Genomic DNA, 17,797 nt, shown 5'->3' on the forward strand with positions numbered 1-17,797 from the left:
TTTATTTATGTTCAGGCACACATTGTTTATTTTTTGGTTTAAGCTTATTAACACCATCAATAGCAGCAATACGGTACGCTTCTGCCATAGTAGGGTAGTTAAATGTAGTGTTCAAGAAATATCTGATCGTGTTGTGTTTGCCTGGCATAGATTTAATTGCTTGACCAATATGGATAATTTCAGATACTCTATGACCAAAGCAGTGAATACCTAGGATTTCAAAAGTTTCTTTATGGAATAGTATTTTTAGCATACCAGTTTCACTTCCTGAAATCTGTGCACGAGCAAGATCTTTGAAATAAGCTCTACCACTTTCATAAGGAATATTTTCTGCCGTTAACTGTTCTTCGGTTTTACCAATACAGCTTATTTCAGGTCTTGTATAAATGCCAGTTGGGATATCTTCAACTAACTTATCATTACATGATCCATCAATAATATGTGTAGCAGCAAATCTACCTTGGTTAAAAGCAGATGATGCAAGCGAAGGGAAACCAATAACATCGCCAACAGCATAGATGTTAGGCTGAGTAGTTTGGTAGTTATCATTTACATTCACAAGACCTCTTTGCGGACTATATTTAACTCCAATCTTATCAAGATTTAGACCGTTAGTATTACAGGCACGCCCAAGAGCGAATAGCACATAGTCAGACTCTATAATTCGACCTGAATTCAATGTTGTAATTACTTTATCGCCTTTGGCTTTGATACTTTTATAAGTTTCGTTATGCATTAGGTTGATTTTTTGGTTAACAGTAAAGTGGTTTGTTAAAGTTTCTATAATCTCATCATCAAGGAATGACATCAATTTGTCTCTAGTATTGATAAGATTTACTTGAATATCGAGAGTGCCCAATATAGATGCATACTCACAGCCAATTACACCAGCACCATATATAGTTATTGATCTAATATTTTTATCTTTTAGTTCAAGAAGCTTGTCACTATCTAAAATTCTAGGGTGAGTAAAGTCTATATCATCAGGCTGATAAGGGCGAGATCCTGTCGCTAGTATAAACTTTTTAGCCGTTATGATCTCTGTAGAACCATTTTTACGTGAAATTTTAATTTTATTTTTATCTAAGAAACTTGCAAAACCATAAAATACGTCAATTTCATTATTGGCAAAACGGTTTTTTTTAATTTCTCTTTGTTTTAGAACTACTTCAAATGCATTATCTAGCATATCAGGGAAATCAAAGTTTTTTTTGTTATACCAAACTTCACGTGATAGTTGTCTAAGAGTCTTACTCGGAATTGTTCCCCAGTTATTACAACTTCCACCAATGGCATCATTTTCGATGATTGCTACTTTTTGACCATTTCTAGTCGCTTTCATGGCAGCACCTTCGCCACCAGGACCACTACCTATAATGATAATGTCGTAATTATATTCCATGGTTTTACTCCACAATATATTTTTTGGAAAAATTGGTACACATATTTTCGAAATAATAACATAGTCTAAGGCTATGTTAATTATTTTTGATGAAATTATTCATATTTTATTAGCATTTCAGCAATTTTCTTAGTTGGAGATACTATTTGATCTACACCGATATTATTTGCAATATTAATGCTTTCATCTTTGTCAAGTTTGATGGATATTTTTATATTATCTGTTGGTTGTTCTGATGTTTTTAAAACTTCTTTGATTGAAAGAAGTGTTAAAATATTATCTGAATCTTTTTCATTAAGTATAAATATACTTTTAGCTTTAGTTATACTGGCTTTTTTAAGTGCATCATAATCATATGACTCTGCATCTATAAAATGTTTTTCTTGTTCTACATCAGTATTAATAAATTTCTGATAATAATTTTTTTCAATAACAATAATATTATCAATATGTGATTTAAAATAATCTTTTATTAAGCACTTAGTAATTTCTGTATATCCACAAATTACAATATGGTCTTTCATTAAAGCAGCTCCATCTTTTTGTTTAAACTTTTCTGTGATTCTATTAATAACACTACCAGCCATTACCGTTATAATAGTTGCAAATAATCCTATCCCCATAATCATAATAGATACAGTGAAAAGCTTGGCTTCTTCTGTTAGAGGGTGTATGTCTCCATATCCAACTGTACTAAATGTGACTATTGTGAAATATAGCGCGTCAGAAATATTCTTAATGCCATCAAATTCATCTTTTAGATAGTATAGTCCAGTAACACTATATCCAATTGCTAAGAAAAATGAAATGAGTAATACGAACTGGTAGAAAGTTATTCTATTAGAGTTTTTCTTATCAAATGTTTTTCTAAAATATATGAGTAATAAAATTTCTAAAACATGAGTGAAAAATGCAACATCATAAGATATATGTTTATCTTGGACATAATCTCCAATAATTGACAAGCTAATAAAGATAACAGCTAAAAACCAAAAAGTTCTTTTACGATTATAAATACCACGGGCTATGATTATCATCAAATACCCTAAGATCAAGGGTAAAAATATTCCTAATCTGGTATTGTACTTCATACCGAAATCGTATAGATCTGAAGGAATATTTGCATCTAAATTGACAGAGAATATTTTGTTAATTACTGGTGCAGCAACTGCTAAAATGGTAATAAAACCATTTAGAGTCATTGTTACAGATATAAAAAGAGGGATATATTTAGAGTACTTTTCTTTAATAGTCACAGATTGATGATATTAAAATAACTAAAAGGATAATTAGATTATAATGTATGGTTTGTTGAAAATACAGCGAATATATAACTATATGTGAGCAAGTCTTCTAATTCTAGGTATTAGTACATACATGATAAATGCTGCTATACCAGCAATGATAGCTAAGCCCGCAAATAGAGTTAGATAATTATGATTTGTTTCCAGTGGTGTAGCATTGATATCTGGTGAAGCAACTAATATTGATAGTAAACTTGCTATAACTCCAGATGCACTTCCTGTAACAACCATTCAAGATCCCATCATTAAGCCTTGTAGTCGAGGACTGGTAAGCTTACCAATTATGGCATATCCTGTTGGGGAGATTAAAAGCTCTCCTATGGACTGAAATATATAACTTAAAATTAACCATATAGCAGCAGTTTGTCCAAATTTGTTCGCTGAGAAAATTCCTATCACTAGCATTTAAAAGCCAATTCCTATAAATAGGATGCTAAAACAAAACTGCATAGGGAATGAGAATATAAATTTTCGACGAATAATTATAAGAAGGCTAGGTAATAATACACCGCCCACGGCTATTACTACAGTATTTACATTTTGAAACCATTGAGTCTGAATTATGAAGCTAAAAATATACTTGTCAACATTAGCTTCTGTAAATACCGTTAGAGCCATCGGTGCAAGCTGATAAGCAGACCAAAATACTAATCCGAAAGTTGCTAAATAATATAAGCATATACTTTTTCTTTTTGTTCTTTCGTATCTTGTGATCTTGCTATAGGGATAAACATTGCTAACAGAGCAATTCCGATAGCTAGTGCAATATAGTTTGTATTAAGATGATATTGTAAAGCTACAACTATAAATGGCTATAGTCATGAAAATTAGAATCACTATATACTATTTTTGTATAAGATTTTTGTTCCAGAGTTTTTAATTTTTCTGACAAGAGGGGTAGTTCTATCCGCTACAGTTTTCCAGCTAGTAATTACAAGTAAAAAAGCGATTATGTTTGTAATAGTAGTAATAAGAAAAAGTATGTTATAACTATGTTCAGCTTGATATATACCTGCTACCGTAAAGCCAATAAAAACCGACATTCATTCCAGCATAGTTCCAAAAGAACGCAGTTTCGCGAGAAGTATCATCATTTTCAAATTGCTGAGTTAACATCATGTTAATACATGGGACATTTAGACCGCATCCTGTTAGAAATAGAGCTAGAGCTATATATAGATATTCGGTGCTTGGGAACGATAAAAATATACAAGCGATTATCTGTAAGACCATACCTATTAAAAATAAAACTCGATAGCTAATTAATAGACCACCAATATATCCACCTAAAATATGTAAACCATAGTTAAATGCAACAAAAACACCTATTACAGCACTTACTTTTGTAACTGTGAATCCTAAAGCTTGAGTTATAAATAAAACTAATGTTGAGTAAAGAACAGCAAAACTTACTGTTGAAAATAGCTGTGTTATTAAATAGTAGTCTAGAGGCTTTTTTAATTAGAGTAACACCCATTAAATTATTAGAGTCAACGTAGATAATAAAATTTATTTTATAGATGTTTTTTTCTAAAGAGTAGCTAAAATAGCAAATTTGATAAAGGATTATAGAATATACTGACTTAAATTTTTATTTTTGACTAATCCACTTAGTTTTTCATCTATGTAATTTATGGTTATATTTATAGATTTATTTTCTAAGTCTGGAGCATCAAAAGAAATTTCTTCTAGAAGTCTTTCCATAACAGTATGAAGTCTTCTAGCACCTATATTTTCAACTTCTTCGTTTACTTGAAAAGAAATTTCAGCAATCTTTCTGATAGCATCTTCTTCAAAGCTTAGTTCTACACTCTCAGTTTTCATTAAGGCAATATATTGCTTAAGTATAGAACAATCAGGCTCTTTTAGTATTCTAACAAAGTCTTCTATCTCAAGAGATTTTAGTTCTACTCTAATTGGTAATCTACCTTGAAGCTCTGGGATTAAGTCAGATGGTTTAGCAACATGGAATGCACCTGATGCTATAAACAGGATATGATCAGTCTTTATCATACCGTATTTAGTCGAGACAGTAGAGCCTTCTACTAATGGTAGTAAGTCACGCTGAACACCTTCTCTAGATACATCAGCACCTGAAGTTCCAGATTTTTTACAGACTTTATCAATTTCATCTAAGAATACGATACCATTTTGCTCAACAGACTCAAGAGCTCTAGCCTTAATATCTTCTTCATTGATAAGTTTTGCAGCTTCTTCATCTTTGACCAGTTTAATAGCATCTTTGATTCTCATTTTCTTTGTTTTTTTCTTATCGCTACTTAAACTAGAGAACAGATCTTGAAGCTGATTTGTCATATCTTCCATGCTTGGATGACCCATTACACCTATACTTTTAGGGGCTACAGATACCTCGATCTCGATCTCTTTATCATTTAACTCGCCATTTTGGATTTTTTTTCTAAAAATCTCACGAGTTTTATTTTCTTTTTCTTTTTTAGAGTGAGCATCTTCAGAAGGCTCATTCGCAAATCCTACTTTTGACTCAGAAGCTCTAGCAGGAGGTATAAGAACATCTAATATTCTGTCCTCTGCTAATACAGCAGCTTTTTCTGTAACTTTTTGCTTAGCTTCTTCACGCTTCATTTTAACAGCAGTTTCTACTAGATCGCGGATTATAGACTCAACATCTTTACCTACATAACCAACCTCTGTAAATTTAGTGGCTTCAACTTTGATAAAAGGCGCATCTGCTAATTTTGCTAGTCTACGAGCAATCTCTGTTTTACCTACACCAGTAGGTCCTATCATTAGGATGTTTTTAGGAGTTACTTCTTGACGCATCTCGTCATCAAGCCGCATTCTACGCCATCTATTACGTAGAGCGATAGCAACTGCTTTTTTAGCATCATTTTGACCTATAATATGTCTTTCTAATTCATGTACTATTGTTTTTGGAGTCATTACTTGAGTCATCGTATAACTATCCTTTTTTGTTGTCTAAACTTTCTATAGTGAAATTATGATTTGTGTATATACAAGTGTCTGCAGCTATTGTAAGACTTTTTCTAACTATTTCTTCAGCAGAGAGATCTGTGTTTTCTACAAGTGCTGTTGCTGCAGATCGAGCATAAGTTGATCCAGAACCAATAGAAATAATATCGTTCTTATCAGCAGCCATAACATCTCCAGCTCCCGATATTAGAAGAGATAGTTTCTCATCTGCGACTATAATCATAGCTTCTAACTTACTCAGCATTCTATCTAAACGCCATTCACGTACCATTTCAACAGCAGCTCTTTCAAGATTACCTTGATAAAATTCTAATTTTTGTTCAAATTTTTCGAATAGTGTAAATGCATCTGCAGTAGAGCCTGCAAAACCTGTGAGAACTTTACCACCATTTAATTTTCTAACTTTTATGATATTTTCTTTTGCTATTGTATATCCTAGTGTAGCTTGACCATCGCCACCGATTACTACTTTATCACCTTTTCTAACGCATAGGATGGTAGTTCCTTTCATTGCTTCCATAATCAAATCCTTTATTAGGTTTGTTAAAATAATCTATGTAATATTACTTAAATGGTATTGATATAAAGTTTTACAAGCGATTTATTATATTTTTTTCAGATTTAAAGAGCTTATTGGTTTTTCTGAGACAAAAATAGTAAATTTTATGTTATATTTTAGCTTGTTTTATTTTTTACTAGAGCATTATGATGAATAATTTAAATTTTAGAGAAACGATTTCAATAGCTACAAATATATACAAGAGAGCTTTTAAAATAACTTTTGTATTAGCTTTTATGCTGTCATTTATATCTGAGTTTTGTTTTGTATATCTAATGAATCACGGCATGGCAGATTATATTCAAAGTGGTAACGAAGCTGATATTTCACAATTACCATCAGGAAATATACTAGCGAGTATATTTTTGTTGATTGTCGTAGCTACTATATTTGTTTATGCAATGATAATAATATTGCAAGGTATTGTGGTTAAGCATGAAATAAAAGTATCAGATGCGTTAAAAATAGCTCTACAGATATTTTCAAAAAGGATATTCGTGTTTCTAGGAGCATTTTTGCTTTCGATGATTGCTATGACATTATTTACGATGTTTCTACAATATATAGGTATTTTTCTAGGAATAATATTTTTCTTGACAGTTATGCCTGCTGTATTACTAGCACAAAAGGGTGTTTTTGAGTCTATATCTAATAACTTTAGTATAATAAGAAGTAACTTTTTTTACATGTTTAGAATATCTATCACAATATTAGCTCTTATGATAATTAAACCATTAGTAACTTTTGGGTTAATATATTTATTGAAAAATTTTGGCTTAGAGACGAGTTCATTAGAGATGTCTATTCAAAATATTGTTGTGACAGTTGTTGATGCTTTTATTTTGCCTTTTATTTTTGCAATTAGTGTTGCAACATTCTTCTCAACAAACTCTAAATAAAATTTATTCTGTAAGAATTTTCTTAAAAAAATCAAAATTATAGTTATTTTCAAAACGGATATTTCTATCAGCTAAATTTGTATTTTTATAAACATTATTAATCTCTGTAACAATACCAGCATCAATCTTGATTTTGATTTCTTCACTACCTTTTGTGTATGTTTTAGTAAATGGTAGAGTTTTTCCAAAGCGCCATTTCCATTCTTTTAATGTTTCTATTTCTTTGTCTATAAGCTCTCTATTTCCTAATGGTGTTTCTTCATTTATTAGGCTTAAATCAATACTTCTGAAGCCTTTAATAAAAGATCTCGTGAGATCTTGAGTTCGTATATCATGTTTTATTTCATATAGATTGATTACTTTTGAGCGATGAGATTTCACTCCTTTTGTATCTAAAGATTTATCTATTGGTTGATGAAGGTAGTCATAGAGTTTTTTTGTATTAGCATTGATGAGCAGTGTACCATGATGGAAAGCACGATCTTTTTTCTCTCGAAAAGCGCAGCCTGATACTTTGTAGGTATGACCATTATGATCAACAACAATATCATTTCTTTCATTGGCATATACATCTATACCTAGTTTTTTGATAGTATTGCATACTAGGTCAAGGTTTGCTTTGATGTCATGCTCTTTTTTTGTACTAATGATAGTGTAGTTAAGATTACCATAGTCATGATAAACAGTTCCGCCACCACTTTGGCGGCGAACCATTGGTATATTATCGTTATTCATTGCTTCAAGGTTACACTCAAGCCATGGGTTTTGAGCTCTACCAATAACAACACATGGAGAGTTTTGCCATAAAAATAAAATCTTTTCATGATGAAGTTTTTTTAGAAACAACCAGTTTTCAAAAGCTAAATTGAAATAAATATCATTACTTTGTGATATATATATATGCATAGGATATTAAATGTTTTTACTTTGTAGTAAGTATAAGGTTTTATTGGTTCTATAAAAGAGTTTTGTGCTATAATTTTGCTTTATTGAAAGAAATTTTTATATACAAAATATAATGTCGACTATACAACAGACTTTAGAAATAATCAAAAGAGGGGCTGATGAAGTCCTAATCGAAGAAGAATTAGTTAAAAAACTAGAAAAAAATAGACCTTTAGTAGTCAAATTTGGCTGTGATCCAACAGCTCCTGATATCCATCTTGGTCATACAGTTGTTATTAACAAATTAAAACAATTACAAGACTTAGGACATGAAATTCACTTTTTGATAGGTGATTTCACAGCTCAGATAGGCGATCCTACTGGTAAAAATGCGACAAGACCTCCATTGACTGCAGAAGAAGTTGCTGCAAATGCTGAAACATATACTAAACAAGTTTTTAAAATCTTAGATAAAGAAAAAACAGTCATTCGTCGTAATGGCGATTGGTTTGATAAAATGTCTGCGAGTGATATGATTAAACTAGCATCTAAATCAACAGTCGCTAGAATGCTTGAAAGAGATGATTTCTCAAAAAGATACAAAGGAGGTCAGTCTATCTCAATACATGAGTTTTTATATCCATTAGTACAAGGCTATGATTCTGTAGCTATGAATACTGATATCGAGCTTGGTGGCACGGATCAGAAATTTAACTTGTTGATGGGTAGAGAGCTACAAAAACAACAAGGTCAGGAACCACAAGTTATCATAACGATGCCACTTCTTGAAGGTTTAGATGGTGTCAAAAAGATGTCAAAATCTAGCCAAAACTATATAGGTATTGAAGAGACTCCTAATGATATGTTTGGTAAGGTGATGTCAATTTCAGATGAACTGATGTGGAGATATTACGAGTTACTTAGTTTTAAATCCTTAGATACTATAGCTAACTTAAAGCAGGATGTTGTTAATGGTACTAACCCACGTGACATTAAAATAGAGTTGGCAAAAGAGCTAATTGAGAGATTTCACTCTAAAGAAGATGCTGAAAGTGCTCATCAGGATTTTATCCAAAGATTCCAAAAAAATCAGATACCTGATGACATAAATGTTGTAGAATTAAATCAAGAGTTGCCAATAGCAAACTTGTTAAAAGAGGCAGGATTGGTAGCGAGTACGTCAGAAGCTATCCGTATGATTAAGCAGGGAGCTGTTAAAATTGATGGTGAAAAGACTGATGATAACAAAGCTATTTTTGGTAAAGGTACAGAAAATGTTTTCCAAGTTGGTAAACGTAAATTTGCAAAAGTTATTATAAAATAAGGGGTTGTTTAAAATGGATAAATTTTTATCAATATTTGTAGGGGTTTTAATCATAGTAACTATTATTACTGTTTTTATTCATCTATTTCCTATAGCTATTAAAGTATGTTTTATATCAGTAATAATCAGTGCAATAATTTATGTTGTGCTTAAGATGATAGAAAAATTTAGTAATTAATCGTATTTAACTATAATAGTAAAACCAGTGGGTGTAATTTTTTATTTTTATGCAAATAAAGAACAATATTTAAGATCTTATTATTCAAAAAGTTTAGCGTCAAAACTTAAGTATATACCCGAAAAATATCTAAATACACCTGCAGATATAAGTGAAGAGCTCAGAAAAACTATAGATGCTCAACCTAGAGATAATAGTGTTTAACATAATGATGAAATTGCTAAAATTTCATTGAATCTAGCTAAGCAGAATAATATATCTATTGAGAACATGAGTATAGCTGGTGTTAATTGTTATAAAGTTAAGCCAGCAGTCATTAATAAGGATTATAAAGATATCCTGATTATTGGAGTTCATGATGGAGGATATATAAATTATCCAGGAGTTGCATCAACATTAGAATCAGTACTTCTTGCATCTACTTTTGGATGTGAAGTTTTGTGTGTAGATTATAGACAGCTTCCAGACTATCCTTATCCACATGGTTTGAATGATCTCGTGAGTGTATGGAAAAATATCACAAAAGACAAAGATGCTAGTAATATTGCTATGGCAGGTAGTTCTGCCGGAGCTGTTTTGATTATGGCATTCATTCATAGGGCTAAAGAAGAAAATCTTGTTAAACCAGCTGTTTTGTTCTTGGGTAGTCCAGCAGCAGATCTATCTCGTGATACAGACTCAGTTAATGTTAATGAGTGGGTTGATAATGTATTAGTTTCGTATGATGAATATATGGGTAAAATAGCTAAAATGTATGCTGATGGATTAGATGTTAAAAATATTAGGATATCTCCTTATTAGTAATTTTCCACCAAGCATATTAGCCACTGGTACAAGAGATATGCTATTAAGTGCTACCATAAAAACTCATAGAAAACTTAGAAGTTGTGGAGTTGATGCGCAATTACATGTTTTTGAAGCGATGTCTCATAGTCAATATTTAGCTAGTCCAGATATTCCAGAAGGCAAAGAATTTTGTAAAGAAATAAAGTACTTTTTTGATAGGTACTTTTAACTCAAAACCAAAGTTTTCTAAGTACACATCATTATCAATATAAAGATAATCGTTATAGGAATGGGCTGATTTTTAATAATTTAATGATTAATTAGTTATGAGTTGATATATGTACTTATCTAAACTAATATAATGCACTCAAATATAATCCAGCATCTAAATCTAAATAAATTGTTAGGATAACAAATAATAGTTTATTGTTAACTTTTTGCTAAATTGTTGGTTGACGTTTTATTTAAATTTACACACACTAGTGTAGTGAGGACTGACTTTTTAAGCTTTTAAATAGAAGAAGTTTAAAGAAAATAGATAATATGAGGATAATCATGAATATTGAAGGTCTGTATAAAGAGAAACTGATGAGTGCCGAAGAGGCTGTTTTACTAATACCTGAAGTTGGCTCAATTTCTATCGGGATGAGAGTAGCAACTCCTCCTGCGTTGATAGAAGCAGTTGCGAAGCGTGCTAGACACGGAAATATTAAAGATTTGAGGGTTTACTATATGCGCTCTGGTGGAAAAGCACTGGAAACCTTGTTCCAAGAAGATTTACTTGATGTGGTACACCCTTACTCTTCAATGCTAACTAAAGAGGAGGCGAAGTTAGTAGTTGCTGGTTTTAAAAAAGGGAAAAAACTTATCAATTTTGTTCCTATTTCTTTTTCTCGTTATCCTGAAACAATTAGTAAATTGATTGATCTCGATACTTTTTTAGTCACTGTTGCACCTATGGATAAACATGGTTATTTCAACTTTGGTACTAATGGTGATTATGCAATAGAGCTTTCGCGTCATGCCAAAAAATTAATTGTAGAGGTTAATGAAAATATGCCGCGTACAGCAGGCGAAAGCCTGCTCCATATTTCAGAAGTAGATGCTATTATTGAAAATACAGTACCATTATTAGAAGAAAAATCACATCCATTAACAGAAGTTGATCATAAAATTGGTCAAATTATTGCTCCGATGATTTGTGATGGAGCGACTATTCAAATTGGCATTGGTAGAGTCCCTAATGCTGTGGCAGAACATATAGTAAATGATAAGGACTTAGGTATACACACTGAGGTAATAACATCTAGGTTGATTGATTTGATAAAAAACGGTGTGGTTACTAATAGCAAAAAGAGAATCAATCGTCATGTGAGTGTTTTTACTTTTGCTATTGGAGACCGTAGTGTTTATGATTTTATCGATGACAACCTTTCTATGGCTTGCATGCCTGTATCATATGTAAATAAGCCAGAAATTATTGGGAAAAATCCAAATATGGTCTCGATAAATTCTTTTGTTGAAATTGATTTTTTTGGACAAGTAAACTCAGAGTATATTGGTCATCAATTTTCTAGAGCGGGGGTAACTTGATTTTATTCGTGGTGCTCATCTATCTGAAGGAGGGATCTCTATTTTAGCTAATAGTTCAACAGCTACTGGAGGTAAGTTATCTAGGATAGTTCCTCGATTAACTTCAATGACAACAGATACAAGGCTAGATATTGATTATATTGTAACTGAGTATGGTCACTGTAAATTAGCAGGACTGTCTACTTCTGAACGGACTAAAGCATTAATTAGTATAGCTCATCCAGATTTTCGAGAGGAGTTAATGCGAAAGGCAAAAGAAATTAATTGTATTTAGTGGAGAATGTTATGAATTTTAAACAAAAACCATCATTATTGTTTACACCAGGTAATAAGGTTGAACTTTTTGCAAAGGCTCATACTGCGAACGCTAGCGGAGTGATATTTGATCTTGAAGATTCAGTTGCTTCAAAGGATAAATTATTTGCTAGGGATCAGGTAATAAACTATTTAAAAGATTGCACGATTAAAAATTTGATTCATGTTATTAGAATAAATCATATTAGTACTATAGAAGGGTTAGCAGATATGTTAGCTTTGGCGCAAAGTAACATACATATAGATGCATTATTGTGTCCTAAGACAGAGTCTGCGGTAGAGCTAAATCTGATAAGTGAGATACTATCAAATTATCCAAATTTACCATTGATTGCGTTAATTGAAACAGCTGAAGGTATTTCTGTTGTTAATCAAATTGTACATGCTAGCAAAAATATATCGGCACTTATGTTTGGAGCAGCAGACTATGCTTTAGATATTGGTAGTGAAGGTAAAGCAGAAGACTTGATGTTAGCAAGAATGCGGTTAGTTCAAGCTGCTGCTATAAAAAAACTAGCATGCTATGACTCACCTTTCTTTGATTTTAATGATGACAAGGGATTAGTAAATAGCCTAATATATGCTCAAAATATTGGTTTTACAGGAAAGGCAGCTATACATCCCAAGCAGGTCACAGTAATAAACTATAAGTTCAAGCCAAGTGATACAGCATATTTTGAGGCAAAAAAAATAGTTGAAACATTCGAAAATTCTAAAGGTGAAGTTTGTCAATATAAAGGAAAAATGATTGATATACCAGTTTATAAAAAATCACAAACTATTGTAAGTTTGTATGAGGAATTAACTTAAGGAGATAGTTATGCAAGTAAAATTGTACCAAGAGCTCGGAGACAACCATTACAGAGAGGATTTTGGTTTTTACTATGAAGATTTTGATATAGGTATGGTTATAGAACACCGTCCTGGTAGGACAATAACACGTAATGATAACATCTGGATGACTTTGTTAACCATGAACACGGCCCCATTACATTTTGATGCTCATTATAGTGGTAGTACAGAATGGAAAGAGCCGTTGGTTGATAGTACTTTGACCTTGGCTATCGTTACAGGTATGACGGTTAATACTGTTAGTAAACGTGTAGTAGCTAACTTGGGCTGGGATAAAGTTAAGCTTATTAAACCAGTTTTTGAAGGAGATACGCTTTATGCCGAGTCAAAAATCCTTAGTAAGCGTGAATCCAAATCAAGGCCTACTCAAGGTATAGTAACAGTACTAACTAGTGGAGTGAATCAACGCAATGAAGTAGTAATGACTTTTGAACGTACTATTTTAATTTATAAGAAAGGTCATTTTCCAAATTATGATTTATAATTGAAATTTGTTGAGAACTTAGATATGAAAATTAATTCAAATATAACTATGATTAAACCATAAGATTTTCTTATGTAGAATATTATAATTCACAATCTTCAATTTAATTTTATTAATGGAATAGGATATTAGTAAAATAGGTAAATTAGCAGTTTATCAAACATGTGGTACACAAAAAGCAGGGAATCAAAAGTATATATTAGCAATCGCTAATTCATTATCAGATGATGTGGTGATAGCAAGAAGTGTGACTTACTGTGGATTTGCTGGTGATAAAGGTTTTACTTTCCAGAACTTAATGCCTCTGCATTTGATTTATTGGATAAGAACTCCTCGTCTATAGTATTAACTGTTTGATTTAATTATGTCTAGCTGCTGACTAATCATTCCTTTTAAAATCAATTATCTGCCTACGCTGTTTTTTTGTAGGCTTTTCTGGACTTAATAAGTTAGCAGTTTTTCTAATGATTGTTTCTTTTTCTCTTTTTTTGATACTTTGTTGTGTTTCTGTATAGAGTTTTTGAGCTTCAGTAGCTGATTTTCTAACTTCATCGAGAGCTTCAACAATTATTGTTTTTTTAATATATGACTGTTGAATTTGATATTCATCACCAATATTTACAGTTTTGCTAACTTTTGTTTTTTGTCCTTGAAAGTGTACTTTGCCACCTTCGATAGCTTTTTTTGCAAGAGCTCTAGTTTTGTAGAATCTAGCAGCCCATAACCATTTATCTAATCTTACACTCATATCAGAAGACAGTTAATTTGACTAATTTGATTATATCTAATAATAACTAGCATTTTAACTAGTTTTAAAGTCTGCTATCCTAAAAGACAACTTAAGACTATAAAAAAGTATCGATGAATAAAACTATAAATTTACATAAAATGAAAACATTATTAGATAGCGATAATAATGCTTGTTATGAGTTAGATGGTATCTGTATAAATGATTTGATCGGAAAGAATTTAAAAATTGAATTTCTAAATGAAATAAACTGCGTATCTTGTGGCATTAAAACTAAAAAAAGCTATTCTCAAGGCTACTGCTTTATGTGTATGAGAAAGCTACCAGAGTGTGATATTTGTATCGTTAAGCCTGAATTATGTCATTTTGCAGCAGGGACATGTAGAGATTCTAATTGGGGCGAAGAAAACTGTATGAAAACCCACATTGTATATCTATCAAATACAGGTGATATTAAGGTAGGCATTACAAAGCTTAAAAATATTCCATCACGTTGGATAGATCAAGGTGCAAGTCAAGCGATACCGATCTTTGCTGCAGAGACTAGATTAATATCAGGCTTAGTTGAAGTCGCTACTAAAGAGCATATCTCAGATAAAACCAACTGGCGAAAAATGCTTCAAGGAGAACCAGATTCTGGAGTTGATTTTGCGAGTTTAAGAGACGAACTGATTGAAAAATCTAGTGAAAAAATATCTCAAATTAAAGCTAAATATAGTGATAATAGTGTAGAAGCTGTAGAGGGTAATATTCAAACTATAAATTACCCTGTGCTTGAGTATCCTACAAAAATCAAATCATTTAACTTAGATAAAGATCCGATAATTGATACAAAGCTTATAGGCATCAAAGGCCAGTATCTAATATTTGATACAGGTGTAATAAATATCCGTAAGTATAGTGGCTATAAGTGTAATTTATCTGTATAAAATCTTCAGATAGTTAATATGAATTAGTAACATTTTGTAAGACTTTGTAAAGCAAACTCAATATCCTTTTCTGATGATTGATCATCTTTTCTATTTCTATATACACTAAGAATCTTTTTGATTAAGCTTGCTTGATAATATTCTTTTGAAATTTCATGCTTTTTGAGTTTTTGTGTATCTTTGATTATAGATTTAATAGCAACTTTTCTACTTAGAGTATAAGGAGTAAGTGGAAATAGTTTAAATGCTAACCAAAGACCAGTGCATCCAATAATTGAGCTCATAGCTATAGTAAATGATGAAGTGATTTCAAAACTCATATTATTACTTGGCTGAACCATAGATACAAACCCTAAATAAAATCCAAGACTATACATTTGCAATTTGGGGACGTTAAGCGTGACTATAGGAATAAATAAGACGATTAATAAAATTAAAATTAATATCTCAAAATACCCGACAGCTTGTGAGAGTAAATTTAAAGTTATAAAGATGCTTATTGGTATAGATATTATTATACCTATGATGTTTTTTCCAATTGCATCAGTAGGACTAGGAGCTGATATAAAAAGTTGCGATAATACACAAGGCAAAATAATCATCATCAGCAAGCTTGAGTTACCGTCTGTACTAACCCATATATAGTACATAATTAAGAGTAGGCTTATAGTCCTAGCCGTAGCGATTAGTGTGACAATTGGATTGGTGTATCTTATGAAGCTATATGCGATATTATTTTCATTACTTACAGGTTCTAAGTTTTTATAACTAGATATTAGATTGATAAGTTTTGTTATGACTTTAGTTAATTTTTGATTGTCGGTGATGATTTTAAGATTATCATTTAAACTATCAATATTATTTAAACTACTAGCGATTGTTTTTAAGTGATTTTGTAAGGTAGGATTATTTTTTGTTTTGGCTAAACTTTTTCTTAATGAGTGTACGGCTTCTATTAGCTCGACTACAGCATTTGAAAATATAAGATAACTACTCTTATCTAGGTTTTCATATTTTGCAGCACTTAAGTCATTATCAAGAGCTACAAGGCTATTAAGAATTCCTTCAACTTTTAAATTATACTTTTGATTATTTATAAAATCCTGTGTGGAAAACATTTCTTGTATATATGCAGTAGTAAGGTTAAGTACTTTATGAGAGTCATTTTTCAATGTTTTTTGAACTTTAACTGGGAATATATAGTAATTTACAAAACATGAGCAAATACAGCCAATAGATATTTCAGTTACGCGAGAGAATCCAGTATGAAAAATAGTCTCTTCAGTAGTGAGCATAGGATTGGCGATAGAGTAAAAAACAATAATTATGCAAGTAACATTTGCTAGAGCTAAAGCATAGATAAAGTTTGGGTGAGACATATTGGCAGAGAAGAATATCGATATAGATATAAGTGTACATAGAGCTATCAGCGCTAATATAGGAAAAGGCAAAAAAAATGTAACTATCAAAAAGCCAACAAACACTCCAATAAAAGATACAACTATTAATAAAAGAGCTTTTTCAATAATAAAACCAGTTTCTGGACGAGTTTGTAAAAATAGTGTAGAAATCATAGCCCACATTGGCTTATCTAAGTTTAGACTCATAGAGATATAGAGAGCCATAGTCAAAGATATACAGGCCTTAATTGTATAGATGGCATTTTCTTTATTTATAATTGTTGGTAGCTCATCTAATATCTTTTGTATCATTGTATTGTTACCGTTGCGTTAATACCGGATATTAAGTTGACACTTTTAGGTATCACATCTAGAGCTATATCAACAGGTATTCGCTTAGATAATCTCACCCAATCGTAGGTCTGCTGTACTTTAGGTAATAGTTGACTGTTTACATCTGTATTGTTATCAGCTACTGCTTTACCGATACTTATTACATGTCCATGTAGTAGCTCTCCACCACTCATTAATTCAATACTTGCTTTATCGCCAATTTTAATGTTAGGTCGTTTGGTTTCTTCAAAATATCCAGTTACATAGAAAGAATTAGCTTCAACTAAAGACATTACTGGTTTTGCTGCTACAACATAGTTTCCTTGTCGTAGCTCAATATTGTTTATAGTGCCGTCAGCTGGGGCATAGACACTTGTTCTGTCTAGATTAATCTTTGCAAGTCTAGCTTCAGCTTTTGCTTTTTCAAGATCGGCTTTTTTTAGTTTCACTTGCATATGATATTCATCAAGTGTATCAAGGCTTATTGAACCATCTTTGCCAAGTTGTTCTCTACGTTGATATTGGCGATCAGCTAGCTCCCATAGCATTATAGCATGCTTAAGCTCAGCTTCTTTTTCATCTAGAGTTGCTGCATATCTATCTCTATCTATAGTGAAGATTAATTGTCCTTTTTTTACTCTTTGGTTATCAGATACATATATTTTGGTTACAAACCCAGAAACATCTGGTGCAATAGTGATAATGTTGGCTCTAATTCGACCATCTCTTGTCCACGGTGAATATAAATAATATCTCCAGATTGAATATAGAGAAAATAATGCCACGCAAATTATAATAACACTTATAGTGGTTTTGGTTTTTTTATTTGGCAT

19 protein-coding genes and 1 pseudogene are annotated in these 17,797 nt (G+C 31.6%); 11 read left to right on the forward strand and 9 right to left on the reverse strand.

Annotation, left to right across the window (positions count from 1 at the left end; genetic code table 11):
• Position 1: 1 nt before the first annotated feature.
• The 5 genes and pseudogenes from sthA to hslV all read right to left on the reverse strand — a co-directional run bounded on the left by sthA (position 2) and on the right by hslV (position 6,199).
• Positions 2-1,402 (reverse strand): Si-specific NAD(P)(+) transhydrogenase, encoded by a 1,401-nt coding sequence (sthA, locus tag FNO12_RS04005; RefSeq protein WP_030003438.1) that lies wholly within the window; start codon positions 1,400-1,402, stop codon positions 2-4.
• 95 nt (positions 1,403-1,497) lie between these two features.
• Positions 1,498-2,658 (reverse strand): ion channel, encoded by a 1,161-nt coding sequence (locus FNO12_RS04010; RefSeq protein ID WP_014715310.1) that lies wholly within the window; start codon positions 2,656-2,658, stop codon positions 1,498-1,500.
• 78 nt (positions 2,659-2,736) lie between these two features.
• Positions 2,737-4,183 (reverse strand): annotated as a pseudogene (locus FNO12_RS11505) (peptide MFS transporter).
• A gap of 89 nt (positions 4,184-4,272) precedes the next feature.
• Positions 4,273-5,640: an ATP-dependent protease ATPase subunit HslU gene (gene hslU / locus FNO12_RS04020; RefSeq protein WP_014715311.1), complete on the reverse strand. Its 1,368-nt coding sequence runs from the start codon at positions 5,638-5,640 to the stop codon at positions 4,273-4,275.
• A gap of 7 nt (positions 5,641-5,647) precedes the next feature.
• On the reverse strand, positions 5,648-6,199 hold the full coding sequence (hslV, locus tag FNO12_RS04025) for an ATP-dependent protease subunit HslV (RefSeq protein ID WP_014715312.1): 552 nt from the start codon (positions 6,197-6,199) through the stop codon (positions 5,648-5,650).
• Positions 6,200-6,387: 188 nt separating this feature from the next.
• Here hslV and FNO12_RS04030 point away from each other — a divergent pair, with 188 nt between their 5' ends.
• Positions 6,388-7,137, forward strand: a complete 750-nt coding sequence (locus FNO12_RS04030; RefSeq protein ID WP_014715313.1) for a hypothetical protein — start codon at positions 6,388-6,390, stop codon at positions 7,135-7,137.
• 3 nt (positions 7,138-7,140) lie between these two features.
• On the opposite strand, the gene FNO12_RS04035 is transcribed toward FNO12_RS04030, so the two are convergent.
• A complete protein-coding gene (locus tag FNO12_RS04035; RefSeq protein ID WP_014715314.1) occupies positions 7,141-8,043 on the reverse strand; it encodes a lipoyl protein ligase domain-containing protein in 903 nt (300 codons plus the stop codon).
• Between the two features lie 112 nt (positions 8,044-8,155).
• On the opposite strand from FNO12_RS04035, the gene tyrS reads away from it, so the two are divergent.
• The 9 genes from tyrS (at position 8,156) to FNO12_RS04065 (ending at position 13,554) form a co-directional block, all read left to right on the forward strand.
• On the forward strand, positions 8,156-9,346 hold the full coding sequence (gene tyrS / locus FNO12_RS04040; protein WP_014715315.1) for a tyrosine--tRNA ligase: 1,191 nt from the start codon (positions 8,156-8,158) through the stop codon (positions 9,344-9,346).
• A 13-nt stretch (positions 9,347-9,359) separates the two neighbouring features.
• Positions 9,360-9,524 carry a hypothetical protein gene (locus FNO12_RS09635; RefSeq protein ID WP_014715316.1) on the forward strand — a complete coding sequence of 55 codons (165 nt, stop codon included), beginning with the start codon at positions 9,360-9,362 and terminating at the stop codon, positions 9,522-9,524.
• A 27-nt stretch (positions 9,525-9,551) separates the two neighbouring features.
• The gene (locus tag FNO12_RS09535) at positions 9,552-9,728 is read left to right on the forward strand and encodes a hypothetical protein (protein ID WP_014715317.1); all 177 of its coding nucleotides are present in this window, start codon (positions 9,552-9,554) and stop codon (positions 9,726-9,728) included.
• 27 nt (positions 9,729-9,755) lie between these two features.
• Positions 9,756-10,325: an alpha/beta hydrolase fold domain-containing protein gene (locus tag FNO12_RS04045; protein WP_014715318.1), complete on the forward strand. Its 570-nt coding sequence runs from the start codon at positions 9,756-9,758 to the stop codon at positions 10,323-10,325.
• A complete protein-coding gene (locus FNO12_RS04050) occupies positions 10,294-10,539 on the forward strand; it encodes an alpha/beta hydrolase (RefSeq protein ID WP_014715319.1) in 246 nt (81 codons plus the stop codon). Before FNO12_RS04045 ends, FNO12_RS04050 begins: the two co-directional genes overlap by 32 nt.
• 326 nt (positions 10,540-10,865) lie before the next feature.
• Positions 10,866-11,903: an acetyl-CoA hydrolase/transferase family protein gene (locus FNO12_RS04055; RefSeq protein ID WP_196762102.1), complete on the forward strand. Its 1,038-nt coding sequence runs from the start codon at positions 10,866-10,868 to the stop codon at positions 11,901-11,903.
• A gap of 40 nt (positions 11,904-11,943) precedes the next feature.
• On the forward strand, positions 11,944-12,177 hold the full coding sequence (locus FNO12_RS09800; RefSeq protein ID WP_250637403.1) for an acetyl-CoA hydrolase/transferase C-terminal domain-containing protein: 234 nt from the start codon (positions 11,944-11,946) through the stop codon (positions 12,175-12,177).
• A gap of 11 nt (positions 12,178-12,188) precedes the next feature.
• Positions 12,189-13,028, forward strand: a complete 840-nt coding sequence (locus FNO12_RS04060; protein ID WP_014715322.1) for an HpcH/HpaI aldolase/citrate lyase family protein — start codon at positions 12,189-12,191, stop codon at positions 13,026-13,028.
• 10 nt (positions 13,029-13,038) lie between these two features.
• Entirely contained in the window at positions 13,039-13,554 is a 516-nt protein-coding gene (locus tag FNO12_RS04065; RefSeq protein WP_014715323.1) for a MaoC/PaaZ C-terminal domain-containing protein, read from the forward strand.
• A gap of 379 nt (positions 13,555-13,933) precedes the next feature.
• Here FNO12_RS04065 and FNO12_RS04075 read toward each other — a convergent pair whose 3' ends face one another.
• Positions 13,934-14,302, reverse strand: coding sequence for an RNA-binding S4 domain-containing protein (locus FNO12_RS04075; protein ID WP_014715324.1), 369 nt, complete (start codon positions 14,300-14,302; stop codon positions 13,934-13,936).
• Positions 14,303-14,415: 113 nt separating this feature from the next.
• Here FNO12_RS04075 and FNO12_RS04080 point away from each other — a divergent pair, with 113 nt between their 5' ends.
• Positions 14,416-15,231 (forward strand): DUF2797 domain-containing protein, encoded by an 816-nt coding sequence (locus FNO12_RS04080; protein ID WP_014715325.1) that lies wholly within the window; start codon positions 14,416-14,418, stop codon positions 15,229-15,231.
• A 23-nt stretch (positions 15,232-15,254) separates the two neighbouring features.
• Here the strand turns inward: FNO12_RS04080 and FNO12_RS04085 are convergent, their stop codons facing one another.
• Together FNO12_RS04085 and FNO12_RS04090 are read right to left on the reverse strand one after the other, a co-directional pair.
• Positions 15,255-16,943, reverse strand: coding sequence for an FUSC family protein (locus tag FNO12_RS04085; RefSeq protein WP_014715326.1), 1,689 nt, complete (start codon positions 16,941-16,943; stop codon positions 15,255-15,257).
• On the reverse strand, positions 16,940-17,797 hold the full coding sequence (locus tag FNO12_RS04090) for an efflux RND transporter periplasmic adaptor subunit (protein WP_014715327.1): 858 nt from the start codon (positions 17,795-17,797) through the stop codon (positions 16,940-16,942). The genes FNO12_RS04085 and FNO12_RS04090 overlap by 4 nt, the downstream gene beginning before the upstream one ends.

Source organism: Francisella orientalis FNO12 (genome assembly GCF_001042525.2).
GTDB lineage: Bacteria > Pseudomonadota > Gammaproteobacteria > Francisellales > Francisellaceae > Francisella > Francisella orientalis.